Consider the following 13,237-nt stretch of genomic DNA (forward strand, 5'->3'; position numbering starts at 1 on the left):
CGAACCGGTTCCACCCGGCCGCATCCGAGTCGAATTACCGACCGGGCGGCCGGGTGTGAACCTGCCGTTACGGCTGGCGTAAATTACTGGCGAGTAGACCACGTGGAAGGGCACCGATGCGAGAGTTCGAAGTCCCGGCTACCTACACCATCCCCGAAGACGCCAATATGTCCGATGGCGCCTTCCGGCACGCCGAGCGCACGCCCGGCCTGGTGGTGTTCAACAGGCCGGACGGCAAGGGTGGGTGGACGGATGTCACCGCCGCCGAGTTCGCCGAGCACGTCACCGCGGTGGCCAAGGGACTGATCGCCTCCGGCATCGAACTCGGTGACCGGGTCGCCATCCTGGCCGCCACCCGCTACGAGTGGGTGGTGCTGGACTTCGCCATCTGGGCGGCCGGCGGCTGCACCGTGGCGATCTTCGACAGTTCCTCGGCCGAGCAGGCGCGCTGGATCCTGTCGGACTCCGGCACCAAGCTGATCGTGGTCGAGAACGCCCGGCACCGGGCCACCATCGCCGAGATCGAGGACGGGCTGCCCGAACTGGGCGAGCCGCTGGTCATCGACGACGGCGCGATCGACACCCTGATCGAGCGCGGTAAGGATCTCGACGATGCGGCCGTGCACGAGCGCCGCAAGCAGGTCAAGGCCGCCTCCCCGGCATCGCTGATCTACACCTCCGGCACCACCGGCCGGCCCAAGGGCGTCATGCTCTCGCATGCCAACCTGTACGCCGAATCGGCCGCCGACCGCGCCGCCATGCCGCAGTTCCTCAAGCCCGGCCACCGCTCGCTGCTGTTCCTGCCGCTGGCCCACGTCTTCGCTCGCGCGGTGGCGCTGGCCGCCTTCGACGCCGGGGTCACCGTCGCCCACACCGCCGACTGGTCGACGCTGGTCGAGCAGTTCGGTCAGTACAAGCCGGACTTCATCCTCTCGGTGCCGCGGGTATTCGAGAAGGTGTTCAACGGCGCCAAGCAGAAGGCGCACGACGGCGGCAAGGGCAAGATCTTCGATCTGGCCGCGGACGTCGCCGTCGAATACAGCGAGTCCCTGGACAAGGGCGGCCCCGGGCTGGTGCTCAAGCTCAAGCACACCGTCTTCGACAAGCTCGTCTACGGCAAGCTGCGCGAGGCCATGGGCGGACGCTGCAAGTCCGCGGTCTCCGGTGGCGGCCCGCTGGGTGCGCGGCTGGGCCACTTCTTCCGTGGCGTCGGCGTCACCATCTACGAGGGTTACGGCCTGACCGAGAGCACGGCCGCGGTCTCGGTGAACACCCCCGAGCACCTGAAGGTCGGTTCGGTGGGCCGCCCGCTCGGCGGTCATGCCGCCAAGGTCGCCGACGACGGTGAGCTGCTGCTGCGCGGACCGGTCGTTTTCGCCGGGTACTGGAACAACCCCACCGCGACCGAGGACGCCTTCGTCGACGGCTGGTTCAAGACCGGTGACCTGGGCGCGATCGACGAGCAGGGCTTCATCACGATCACCGGCCGCAAGAAGGAAATCATCGTCACCGCAGGCGGTAAGAACGTCTCGCCGGCCATGCTCGAGGATTCCCTGCGCTCCCATCCGCTGATCAGCCAGGTGATGGTGGTCGGTGACGGTAAGCCGTTCGTGGGCGCGCTGATCACCCTCGACCCGGAGGCGCTGCCGGGCTGGAAGTCCCGCAACAACGTCCCCGAGGACACCCCGATCGAGAAGTTGATCGAGCTGCCGGAGCTGGTCGCCGAGATCGACAAGGCGGTCAAGGACACCAACAAGCTGGTCTCGCACGCCGAGGCGATCAAGAAGACCCGCATCCTGCCGGTCGACTGGACCGAGGAGAGCGGCGAGCTGACGCCGAAGATGTCGCTCAAGCGCAATGTGGTGATGAAGAACTACGCGAACGAGGTCGAGGCGATCTACAGCTGATCGCTGCCCCCGTACGAACGGCCCGCTTCGGATCGGCGAAGCGGGCCGTTCGGCTTTCGGTCGCGCGAGGCATCGCGAGGTGGCCGAATTCTTCCGAAGGTCCGCGCCCCGTGCCGGGAGTGGCGGTAGGTTCTGCGACAGCGATGATTTCCGCCGGCTCGAGCCGTCTCCTGTGTGGGCGGTGACCGCCGGTCGCACGCCCGTATCCATTCCGGAGGAGGCAACCGTGAAGTCAGCTACCGCATATCTGCTGTTCAACGGTGAAGCCGAGGAGGCATTCACCTTCTATCGGTCCGTACTCGGCGGCGAACTGCAGATGGTCCGCTACCGCGATATGGGCGGTGAGGGCGGCAGCAGTCTGCCCGAAGAGGTCGGCAACCGCATCGCCAACGCCGCGCTGACCTGGCGCGAGGATCAGCTGCTGATGGGCTCGGACGCGCCGCCGGATCAGCGCGTCGGTCACGACAACGTGCCGTTCGCCGTCTGTCTGGACGTGGACGATCAGGCCGAGGCGGAACGGATCTTCACCGGGCTGTCCGAGGGCGGGCAGGTCACCATGCCGCTCGGCAAAACCGAATGGGCCGCGCAGTTCGGTATGGTCACCGACAAGTTCTCGGTGCCGTGGATGGTCAACCTGTACGGCGGCGAATAACCTTCTCGGAGGGTCTGATTCGGTGGCGTCCTCGCCCACCGTGCATCGGCGGCGGATGTGGTTATCGTTGACGCACGGATAATGGAGGCGCGGCGATAGGTGGGGATCGGATGGGGGCGAGCCGGAAGGGCCGCGCGGTGGTGGTCGGTGCCGGTATCGGTGGACTTGCCGCGGCGGTCGCGCTGCGCCGCCGCGGCTGGGACGTCGAAATCATCGAGCGGTCGGCCGCCATCGGGGAATCGGGGTCGGGACTGACCATCTGGAGCAACGGGTTGCGCGGGCTCGACAGTATCGGCCTGGGAACCCGGGTGCGGGCGCGAGCCATGGCGGAAACCGCCGCCGGCATCCGAAATCCCCGCGGGCAGTGGCTGATTCGCACCGACACGACCGAATTGGTGCGGCGCTACGGGGATGTCGTGATGATTCCCCGGGCCGATCTGTTCGACATTCTTCGCTCGGCGGTCGACGACCTGGACGTGCGGGTCGGCATCGCCGTGTCCGGCGTCGAAGGCCACGACCGTGGCGCCCGGGTGGTGCACGAGGCGGGGACGTCGGCGGCCGACCTGATCGTCGGCGCCGACGGAATCCACAGCGAGGTTCGCCGGTGGGTCTGCCCGCAGGCGGCACCACCGCGCTATTCGGGGATCACCGCGTGGCGAACGATCACGCCGCCGCGGGTGCCGCCGCTGCGCGCGGGCGGGCAGACCTGGGGACACGGTGAGCAGGTCGGGATGATTCCGATCGCCGACGGCCGGGTGTACCTGTTCGGCGCGGCACTCGTCCCCGCGGGCCGGCGCAGTCCCGGCGACGAACTGGGGGAGCTGCGGCGGCGGTTCGGGCATTGGCACGAGCCGATCCCCAGCCTGCTGGCGACCGTCGGCGAAGCCGACGTCCTGCGTCACGACATCTACGAACTGCCGCCGCTGCCGACCTTCGTCCGTGGCCGGGCCGCCCTGCTCGGCGACGCCGCCCATGCCATGACTCCGAATCTGGGTCAGGGGGCGAATCAGGCCATCGAGGACGCGGTCACGCTGGCCGCGCTGCTGGATCGCATGGACGACGTCGACATCGCCTTGCGCGAATACGACCGAATCCGGCGGCCCCGGACGCAGGCGATCGCCCGGCGGTCCCGCCGCATCGGTGCGGTGGCGCGGCTGACCTCGGCTCCGGCCGTGGCGCGCGACGCGGCGCTGCGGATGCTGCCCGGCCGCGCCCTGCTGCGGGGGATGGGTTCGGCCTTGTCCTGGACGCCGCCGGACTGAGGGTGTGCCCGGCGGGCGGGTTCGTCAGCCGACCGGCCCGCGGGCCAGCGCGGTCTGTGCGGATTCGCTCTGCCCGGAGCGGTCGACCCAGGTGAGGGTGACCGTATCGCCCGGATGGTGCTGATCCATCGTGTTGGTCATGGTGGTCGCGGAATCGATGGCGTGACCGTCCAGGCCGGTGATCACATCGCCGGGAGCCAGTCCCGCGGCCTGCGCCGGACCACCGTTCACGATGGCGCGGACCAGTGCGCCGGAACCGTCGGCATCGCTCATCGTGATGCCGAGGAACGCCGAATCGCCGATGTGCACGCGGTCCGAACTCTTACCCGCCTGGATCTGCGCGGCGATCGACTTCGCCTTGTTCACCGGGATAGCGAAGCCCTGGCCGCCGCCGGTGCCGAGTCGGAACCCTTGCGAGGCAGCGGTATTCACGCCCACTACCTGACCGGCGCTGTTGATCAGCGGGCCGCCCGAATCGCCGGGCTGGATATTCGCGGCCACCTGGATGAGTCCGGTCAGCTGTTCGGAGGCGCCGGCCGACTCGTCGCTGGCCGTGATCGACTGATCCAGTGCGGTGACCCGACCGGCCGCGGCGGTGGGCGAGCCGGTGCCGCCGGCATTGCCGACGCCGACGATGGCGTCGCCGACCTTGACGGTGTCCGAATCGCCGAGCGGTGCGGTCTGCAGACCGGACGCGCCCTGCAACTTCACCACGGCCAGATCGTCCTGCCGGTCGTATCCGGCGACCGTCCCGCGGTAGGTGCGTCCGTTGCCGAGATCGGTCACCGAGATATCGGTCGCGCCCTCCACGACATGGTTGTTGGTCAGGACGGTGCCGTCGGACGCGAGCACTATGCCGGTTCCGGCGCCCGCGCCGTTCTGCATCCCGAGTTCGGTATCGATCACGACGAGGCCGGGCACCACCGCGTTCGCCGCCTGTTCCAGCGCCGTCGAACCGGTACGGGAGTCGATCGGCTGGGCCACCGACCCCTGGCCGTGGACGAACGGGCCGGCCTGGTCGGGACCGTGACCGTCGACGCGGGAGCCGACCAGCGCGACGGTCAGTGCGACCACCGCGACGAGGGCTGCGACCAGGCCGAAGGTCAGGCCGTGCCGCCGGCCGCGGCTATCCGGCGGGTAGTGCGGGCCGGGGTGGGGCTGTCCCGGATACTGCGGCTGACCCGGGTAGGGCGACTGTCCCGGGTAGGGCGACTGTCCCGGGTAGGGCGGCTGTCCTGGGTATCGTGGCGGACCGTACGCTCCCGACGGCGTCTCGTGCGGTCCCGGCCGGTGCGGCCGTTCACCCTCGTTCGGATACACGGTCATCACGTCCTGTTCGGTCACATCCTGCATCTCGGCACGGACCCGGGGCGCGATCCGGGTCCTGTATCGATTAAGCGCGCAATTCCTGAGAACCGGCTGGGTGCTTGCCGTGGAACTCCCGGCGTGGGCGGGGTCACCGGCTCGGTTCCGGCTGCGGTGGTGACCATCTGCGCCGGTCAGACGCCGTAATCGGCAGTACGCTCGCGGGTATGGCCGGATCGGGACTGCGCGCGGCCTGCGGGATCGTGGCCGCGGGATTGGCGCTGGGTATCGCGGAGTTGGTGTCGGTGCCCGTGGGGGCGGGCAGCGCGCCACTGTCGGCGATCGGCGCCACGGTCGTGGACCATACTCCGGACGGGGTGCGGGAATGGGCGATCGATACCCTCGGCACCGACGACAAACTGGTGTTGTCGCTGCTGATGGGCGTGGTCGCCCTGATCGTCGCGGCGGTTGCCGGAATCGTGGAGCGAACGTCGCGCCCGATCGGATCGACGATGTTCGCGGTGTTCGGGATCGTGGCCGCGTGGGCCGCGCTGGAACGACCGGCCGCCGATCGGACCTGGGTGTTGCCGACGATCATCGGTGTCGGTCTGGCAATCGTGGTGCTGCGGTGGTTGATTCGGCGCTACGAGGCTGCCCTGCCCGGAGGTTCGACTGCCCGATTGCGCGGCGCCCGAGCGGGATTCGGCGGGCGGATCGAGGCGGGCGACGACGAGCGCGTGGTCGGCGCTGTGGAAGGCTCCGAAAAACCCACGGCCCGAAGCGATTTCGGCGCGGGCGACCGAGATCATCCGCCGGTGCCGGGCGCCGATGACGAGGCCCGGCTCGGCGCCCGGGCGGCGCCCTGGCCGCGTGCGTCGACAACCGCTGCGGCACAAGTCGATCGGCGACAGGTGGTGCGAAGCATCGTCGGCGTGGGCGTGCTGGCGGTGGCGGCGGGAATCGCCGGGCGGGTACTGGGCGCGAGTGTGCGTAGCGTGTCGGCCGAGCGCGCGGCGGTCCGGTTACCGACGCCGAAGTCGCCCGAGCCGCCGGTGATTCCGGGTGCCGATCTGCCCATTCCGGGCCTCACGCCGTACCTGACCGCCAATTCCGATTTCTATCGGATCGATACCGCATTGACCGTTCCGCAGGTGAGCACCGACACCTGGTCGCTGCGAATTCACGGGATGGTCGAGCGCGAGATCCGGCTGAGCTACGCCGACCTCGCACGCCGGGAGCCGGTGGAGCGGCTGGTCACGCTGACCTGCGTCTCGAATCCGGTCGGCGGCGATCTGATCGGCACCGCGCGCTGGCTGGGCTATCGGCTCGACGAATTGCTCGCCGAGGCCGGACCGCATCCGGACGCGGATATGGTGTTGTCCCGCAGCGCCGACGGCTTCACCGCCGGCAGCCCGCTCGCCGTCCTCACCGACGGCCGCGATGCGCTGCTCGCGGTCGGGATGAACGGTGAACCGCTGCCCGTGGAGCACGGATATCCGGCGCGACTCGTGGTGCCCGGCCTCTACGGTTACGTCTCGGCCACCAAATGGGTCACCGAACTGGAAATCACGAGATTCGATCGGGCACAAGCCTATTGGACGCGGCGCGGCTGGTCGGAGCGCGGACCGATCAAGACCGGAACCCGCATCGACACCCCGCGCGGCGCCGTCGCTCCGGGAAGGGTGACGATCGCCGGGGTGGCATGGGCCCAGCATCGCGGCATCGACGCCGTCGAGGTCCAAATCGACAACGGCCCTTGGCAACCCGCGCGCTTGGCCGACCAGCCGTCCGTCGACACCTGGCGGCAGTGGAGTTTCGAGTGGAATGCCACCGCGGGCAGCCACACCGTCCGCGCCCGCGCCACCGACGGGACCGGAACGGTCCAGACCGCCGAGGTCGCCGATGTGATCCCGGACGGGGCGAGCGGTTATCCGGCGCGCACGATCAGGGTCGGCTGAGGCCGGCGACCGCGGCTGTTCGCCGTCGTTCGCGCGGCTGTGGCGTGGCGGGAACCAGGGCCCCGACAGCGCGAGGTCCGCGCGGCGTGGCAGCCGCGCGGACCTCGTCGAGTACTGCTGTGAATTCCGATCCGGTACGGATTCCGGTTCAGCCGGGGATACCGGCCTTTTCCGGTTCGGAGCCCGCCTCGGCCTCCTGCTTCTTGGCCGAGCCGCCGACGAACAGGGCCGAAGCCACCACACCGATCAGCAGGATCGCACCGGGCAGGATCATCGACTGGCCCAGGGCCGTGCTGAACTTGTCGATGATCTGTTCGGGGATGTGGCCCATTCCGGTGCCGCCGCCCTCACCGAATTGGCCGCTGCCCAAGCCCTGGGCCGACATCCGGGCCGAGACCAGCGCGCTGATCGCGGCGCTACCGAGCACCGAGCCGACCTGCCGGGTGGTGTTGTACACGCCCGCGCCGGCGCCGGCCTGATGAATCGGCAGGTTGCGAGTGGCGGTGGAGGCCAGCGGCGCCCAGATGCAGGAGTTCGACAGTCCGGCGATGCCCGCGACCACCAGGAACAGCACGATCGAGCTGTCCGGTTGCATCAGCGCCGCGAAGCCGAACACGGTCAGGGCGAACACCAGGAAACCGATGGTGGGCAGAATGCGCGGTGGCATCCGATCGGAAATCTTGCCGATGAACGGCGCGGTCAGGCCGGTCACGATCGCCATCGGCGCGAAGACCAGCGCGGCCCGGGTCGGGGTGTACTCGCGCACCGCCTCCAGATAGAAGTACGACGGGACCATCAGCGAGGTGACGGCGGCGCCCATCGCGGCGATCGCGACGCTCGACATCGAGAAGTTGCGGTCGCGGAACAGGCTCAGCGGAACCAGCGGCTCGTCCTTGTTGCGCGCCTGGTTGACCACGAACAGGGCCAGCACCACCAGGCCCGCGATGATCATCGTCCAGATCCAGACATCCCAATCGCGGGTGTTGCCCTCCTGAATGCCGAAGACCAGCAGGAACATGCCGACACCGCTGAGGGCGACGCCGACCAGGTCGAACTTGTGCTGGTGGGTCTCCAGATTCGGGACCAGCCACACGGCCAGCGCGAAGGCCACCACACCGATCGGCACGTTGATGTAGAAGATCCAGTTCCAGCCCTGCCAGTCGACCAGCACGCCGCCGAGGATCGGGCCGACCAGGGTCGCCAGGCCGGCGACGCCGCCCCACAGCCCCATCGCGGCGCCGCGCTTGTCCGGCGGGAAGGTACGGGTGATCACGGCCATGGTCTGCGGCGTCATCAGCGCCGCGCCCAGGCCCTGCACTGCGCGGGCGGCGATCAGCATCTCCACACTGCCCGAGACCGCGCACCACAGCGAGGCGAGGGTGAAGACGGCCAGACCGGCCAGGTAGACGTTCTTCGGTCCGAAGCGGTCGCCGAGACGGCCGGTGACCAGCAGCGGTACCGCGTAGGTGAGCAGATAGGCGCTGGTCACCCAGATGACTTTGTTGATATCGGTATGCAGATCCTGCATGATCGCCGGGTTGGCCACCGCGACGATGGTCATATCCAGCAGGATCATGAAGAATCCGACCACCAGCGCGGTCAGCGCCAGCCACGGATTTCTTTGCGAGGTCATGGGTTTCGTTCCTGTTTCCGGCATCGATCGGCTTCGGCGACCGATGGATGGTTCGTATGAAGGTCTCGGGGCGCGCCGCCGATCTGCGCCCGATCAGAGCTCGGCGGTAGTCGTACCGCCCTTTCGCAGTTCGGCGAGTACGTCGTCGGTCAGGGCCGCGCCCCAGTCGTGGCCGAGGTCGCCGGTCTTCTCGGGGCAACGGGTTCCGCCCTCGTCGAATTCCAGCCAGGGCAGCGAACCGTCGCGCAACTCCTCGATGAGATCGCGCAACCAGGTGACTTCGTGCCGGGTCAGCCCCAGCAGATAGTCGATGACCATCCAGTACCGGCGGGGTACCTCGTGCGAGCGGGCCCATTCCCGGATGGCCTCGAGTTCGGTGATGTCGTTGTCCAGCCAGCCGATCCGCTCGGTGATCAGGGCGATCACCTCGTCGACCGGAACATTGTGTGCCTCGGCCAGCCCGACGGGAAAGATCGGATACTCACGAATCGGCCGGCGGATGATCTCGGCGATCCGGGTCCGCAGCGCCGCGGTACCCGCTTCGGTGATGCGGTAGGTGGTGCGTTCCGGGCGGTTACCCGAACGCTCGGTACCCTCCGCCTGGACCAGTCCTTGTTCGGCCAGCCGGGTCACCGTGTGATAGAGCGAGCCGGGGCGGATCTTCAGCAGATTGTCCTTCCGGCGTTTGAGCAGCAGTTGATACATCTCGTACGGATGCATCCGGTCTTCTTCCAGCAGCGCCAGTACCGAGATCGCCAACGGCGTCAACGTGGCACCCGGCTGCTTGGACATCGATCTCGACTCCCTTCGTCACTGCCGCCGCAGACTACGCGGGCGGACCGACATGTTCCGGCTCAAATATTCCACGCCGAATATACGGCTCGGAAGCGGGTCGGCACAAGGTTGTTTCACTTCATACGACGATCCGGAAGCCCCGAATGTGACAACGGACCGGAGCAGATGTGCGGTTTCCGGCCCGGATACGACGAACGCCGGGCCGAATCCGCTCGGTACGAGCGGATCCGGCCCGGCGTCCGGGCGGTACGACCTAGGCGGTCGGCGTGAACGCTTCGTCCACGATCTCCTGCTGCTCCACCGCGTGCACCTTCGACGAACCCGACGACGGGGCCGACATGGCGCGGCGGGAGATCCGGCGCAGCTTGCTGAACCGGTCCGGCAGGATCTCCGGCAGATTCAGGCCGAAGAACGGCCATGCACCCTGGTTGGCCGGCTCCTCCTGCACCCACACCAGATCGGTGGCGTTGGGGTAGGTCGCGAGCTTTTCGTTGAGCCGATAGGACGGGATCGGGTACAGCTGCTCGATCCGCACGATCGCGACGTCGTCGCGGTTCTTCTTGGCCTTCTCGGCGGCCAGCTCGTAATAGAGCTTGCCGCTGGTCAGCAGGATCCGCTTGACCTTCGACCGGTCGCCGTCACCGCTCTCGTAGGTCGGTTCCTCGAGCACCGAGCGGAACTTCGCATCGGTGAAGTCCTCGATGTTGGAGACGACGGCCTTGTTGCGCAGCATCGACTTCGGGGTGAAGACGATCAGCGGGCGGCGGATGCCGTCGAGCGCGTGCCGGCGCAGCAGGTGGAAGTAGTTCGACGGGGTGGAGGGGACCGCCACCGTCATCGAACCCTCGGCACACAGCTGCAGGAACCGCTCGATGCGGCCCGAGGTGTGGTCGGGACCCTGGCCCTCGTGACCGTGCGGCAGCAGCAGCACGACCTCCGACAGCTGACCCCACTTGGCCTCACCCGAGGAGATGAACTCGTCGATGATCGACTGCGCGCCGTTGACGAAGTCACCGAACTGCGCCTCCCAGAGCACGAGCGCGTCCGGGTTGCCCAGCGAATAGCCGTATTCGAAACCGACGGCGGCGTATTCGCTCAGCGCCGAGTCGTGCACCGCGAACCAGCCCGGGTTCTCGCTGCCGATGTTGTGCAGCGGCGTGTACTCGGCGCCGGTCTTGCGGTCGATGATCACCGAATGCCGCTGGGTGAAGGTGCCGCGGCGCGAGTCCTGACCGGTCAGGCGCACCGCCTTGCCCTCGTCGATCAGCGTGCCGAAGGCCAGCAGCTCGGCGAAGGCCCAGTCGATCTTGCCCTCGTAGGCCATCTCGCGGCGGCGCTCCAGCACCGGCTTCACGCGCGGGTGCACGCTGAAACCCTCCGGCACGCCGAGGAAGGCGTCACCGATGCGCTGCAGCACCGACTTGTCGACGGCGGTGACGACGGTGCCCGGGACGGTCTGCTCCTGCTCGACCGATTCGCTCGGCTCCGGCGGATACTTCTCCAGTTCCCGGACCTCGTTGAACACGCGCTCCAGCTGGCCCTGGTAGTCGCGCAGGGCGTCCTCGGCCTCTTTCATCGAGATGTCACCACGGCCGATCAGGGCCTCGGTGTAGGACTTGCGCACGCTGCGCTTGGTGTCGATGACGTCGTACATGTACGGCTGGGTCATCGACGGGTCGTCGCCCTCGTTGTGGCCGCGGCGGCGGTAGCAGATGAGGTCGATGACCACGTCCTTGTGGAACCGCTCGCGGAAGTCGGTCGCGAGCCGGGCCACCCAGACACAGGCCTCCGGGTCGTCGCCGTTGACGTGGAAGATCGGCGCCCCGATGAATTTGGCGATATCCGTGGCGTATTCGGTGGAGCGGCTGTTCTCCGGTGCGGTGGTGAAACCGATCTGGTTGTTCACCACGATGTGCACCGTGCCGCCCACGCGGTAACCGCGCAGCCCGGACATGTTCAACGTCTCGGCGACCACGCCCTGGCCGGCGAAGGCCGCGTCACCGTGCAGCATCAGCGGCACGACCGAGAAGGTGCGTGCCTCTTCGCCCTTGGTGACCAGGTCTTCCTTGGTGAGCAGATCCTGCTTGGCGCGGACCAGACCCTCCAGCACCGGGTCGACGGCCTCGAGGTGTGACGGGTTGGCCGTCAGCGAGACCTCGATGTCGTTGTCGCCGAACATCTGGATATAGGTGCCCTGCGCGCCGAGGTGGTACTTCACGTCGCCGGAACCGTGCGTGGCGGCCGGGTTCATGTTGCCCTCGAACTCGGTGAAGATCTGCGAGTAGGGCTTACCGACAATGTTGGCCAGCACGTTCAGGCGCCCGCGGTGCGGCATACCGATGACGACCTCGTCGAGGCCGTGCTCGGCGCACTGGTCGATGACGGCATCCATCATCGGGATGACCGACTCCGCGCCCTCGAGCGAGAACCGCTTCTGGCCCACGTACTTGGTCTGCAGGAAGGTCTCGAACGCCTCGGCCGCGTTCAGCCGGCTCAGGATGTACTTCTGCTGGGCGACGGTCGGCTTCTCGTGCTTCTGCTCGACCCGGTCCCGCAGCCACTGCAGCTGTTCGGTGTCGAGGATGTGGGTGTACTCGACGCCGACGTGGCGGCAGTAGGCGTCGCGCAGCACCGACAGCACGTCGCGCAGCTTCATGCGCTCCTGGCCGTGGAATCCGGCGACGTTGAATTCGCGATCGAGGTCCCACAGCGTCAGGCCGTGCTGGGTGACGTCGAGATCCGGGTGGCTGCGGAACTTGTCCTTGACCAGCCGCAGCGGGTCGGTATCGGCCATCAGGTGGCCGCGGGCGCGGTAGGCGGAGATCAGTTCCTGGACGCGCACGCTCTTGTCGACGCCGCGTTCCTTGATGTCCTTGCGCCAGCGCACCGGCTCGTAGGGCACACCCATGCCGTGGAAGATCTCGTCGTAGAACTCGTCGGAGATCAGCAGGTTGTGGATGGTGCGCAGGAAATCACCGGACTCCGCACCCTGGATGATGCGGTGGTCGTAGGTGGAGGTCAGGGTCATCAGCTTGCCGATGCCGATCTCGGCGAGCTGCTGATCACTCATGCCCTGGAATTCGGCCGGGTACTCCATCGCGCCCGCGCCGATGATCGCGCCCTGGCCCGGCATCAGTCGCGGCACCGAGTGGTTGGTGCCGATGGTGCCCGGGTTGGTCAGCGAGATGGTGACGCCGGTGAAGTCCTCGGTGGTGAGCTTGCCGTCCCGGGCCCGGCGCACGATGTCCTCGTAGGCGCTGTGGAACTGCGCGAACGACATCGTCTCGGTGTTCTTGATCGCCGCGACGACGAGCGTGCGGTTACCGTCCTTACCCGGCAGGTCGATCGCCAGGCCGAGGTTGGTGTGCGCGGGGGTGACCGCGTTCGGCTTCCCGTCGACCTCGGCGAAGTGGCGGTTCATGTTCGGGAACGCCTTCACCGCCTGCACGATCGCGTAACCCAGCAGATGGGTGAACGAGATCTTGCCGCCGCGGGTGCGGGCGAGGTGGTTGTTGATGACCAGCCGGTTGTCGATCATCAGCTTCGCCGGAATGGCCCGCACACTGGTCGCGGTCGGGATGGTCAGCGACGACGACATGTTCTTGACGATCGCCGCGGCCGGACCGCGCAGCACCTTCGACTCGTCGGCGGCCGGTTCGGCCGGTGTCGCACCCTTGGCGGGCGCGGCGTTGGACGTCGGTGCGGGGGTGGTGCTCGCCTGCGGC

Annotated in this window: 8 protein-coding genes; 4 read left to right on the forward strand and 4 right to left on the reverse strand. The window is 67.9% G+C overall.

The genetic code is table 11. The annotated features are described in order from the left end of the window. Positions 1–116: 116 nt before the first annotated feature. From ON37_RS20380 to ON37_RS20390, 3 genes are all read left to right on the forward strand, one after another. The gene (locus tag ON37_RS20380; protein ID WP_040721525.1) at positions 117–1,907 is read left to right on the forward strand and encodes an AMP-dependent synthetase/ligase; all 1,791 of its coding nucleotides are present in this window, start codon (positions 117–119) and stop codon (positions 1,905–1,907) included. A gap of 226 nt (positions 1,908–2,133) precedes the next feature. After that, on the forward strand, positions 2,134–2,559 hold the full coding sequence (locus ON37_RS20385) for a VOC family protein (protein WP_040721534.1): 426 nt from the start codon (positions 2,134–2,136) through the stop codon (positions 2,557–2,559). A gap of 110 nt (positions 2,560–2,669) precedes the next feature. Then, complete coding sequence (locus tag ON37_RS20390; RefSeq protein ID WP_040721526.1) at positions 2,670–3,821, forward strand: FAD-dependent monooxygenase; 1,152 nt, start codon at positions 2,670–2,672, stop codon at positions 3,819–3,821. A 24-nt stretch (positions 3,822–3,845) separates the two neighbouring features. Here ON37_RS20390 and ON37_RS20395 read toward each other — a convergent pair whose 3' ends face one another. After that, positions 3,846–5,174, reverse strand: coding sequence for a trypsin-like peptidase domain-containing protein (locus ON37_RS20395; protein WP_245553281.1), 1,329 nt, complete (start codon positions 5,172–5,174; stop codon positions 3,846–3,848). Positions 5,175–5,353: 179 nt separating this feature from the next. On the opposite strand from ON37_RS20395, the gene ON37_RS20400 reads away from it, so the two are divergent. Beyond that, positions 5,354–7,084, forward strand: a complete 1,731-nt coding sequence (locus ON37_RS20400) for a molybdopterin-dependent oxidoreductase (RefSeq protein WP_040721527.1) — start codon at positions 5,354–5,356, stop codon at positions 7,082–7,084. 148 nt (positions 7,085–7,232) lie between these two features. Here ON37_RS20400 and ON37_RS20405 read toward each other — a convergent pair whose 3' ends face one another. The 3 genes from ON37_RS20405 to ON37_RS20415 form a co-directional block, all read right to left on the reverse strand. Continuing rightward, a complete protein-coding gene (locus tag ON37_RS20405; RefSeq protein ID WP_051031832.1) occupies positions 7,233–8,717 on the reverse strand; it encodes a DHA2 family efflux MFS transporter permease subunit in 1,485 nt (494 codons plus the stop codon). A gap of 93 nt (positions 8,718–8,810) precedes the next feature. Further along, complete coding sequence (locus ON37_RS20410) at positions 8,811–9,509, reverse strand: PadR family transcriptional regulator (protein ID WP_040721528.1); 699 nt, start codon at positions 9,507–9,509, stop codon at positions 8,811–8,813. A gap of 256 nt (positions 9,510–9,765) precedes the next feature. Next, positions 9,766–13,237 (reverse strand): multifunctional oxoglutarate decarboxylase/oxoglutarate dehydrogenase thiamine pyrophosphate-binding subunit/dihydrolipoyllysine-residue succinyltransferase subunit (locus ON37_RS20415; RefSeq protein WP_040721529.1); only part of this gene is annotated, 3,472 nt, incomplete at its 5' end.

Origin of the sequence: Nocardia veterana NBRC 100344, from assembly GCF_000308855.1 — a bacterium.
GTDB lineage: Bacteria > Actinomycetota > Actinomycetes > Mycobacteriales > Mycobacteriaceae > Nocardia > Nocardia veterana.

What these genes read in the sequence shown, in the direction of transcription:
- ON37_RS20380 (WP_040721525.1), top strand. Translation starts at nt 117, where the DNA reads ATGCGAGAGTTCGAAGTCCCGGCTACCTACACCATCCCCGAAGACGCC.
- ON37_RS20390 (WP_040721526.1), top strand. Translation starts at nt 2,670, where the DNA reads ATGGGGGCGAGCCGGAAGGGCCGCGCGGTGGTGGTCGGTGCCGGTATC.
- ON37_RS20395 (WP_245553281.1), bottom strand. Translation starts at nt 5,174, where the DNA reads ATGCAGGATGTGACCGAACAGGACGTGATGACCGTGTATCCGAACGAG.
- ON37_RS20400 (WP_040721527.1), top strand. Translation starts at nt 5,354, where the DNA reads ATGGCCGGATCGGGACTGCGCGCGGCCTGCGGGATCGTGGCCGCGGGA.
- ON37_RS20405 (WP_051031832.1), bottom strand. Translation starts at nt 8,717, where the DNA reads ATGACCTCGCAAAGAAATCCGTGGCTGGCGCTGACCGCGCTGGTGGTC.
- ON37_RS20410 (WP_040721528.1), bottom strand. Translation starts at nt 9,509, where the DNA reads ATGTCCAAGCAGCCGGGTGCCACGTTGACGCCGTTGGCGATCTCGGTA.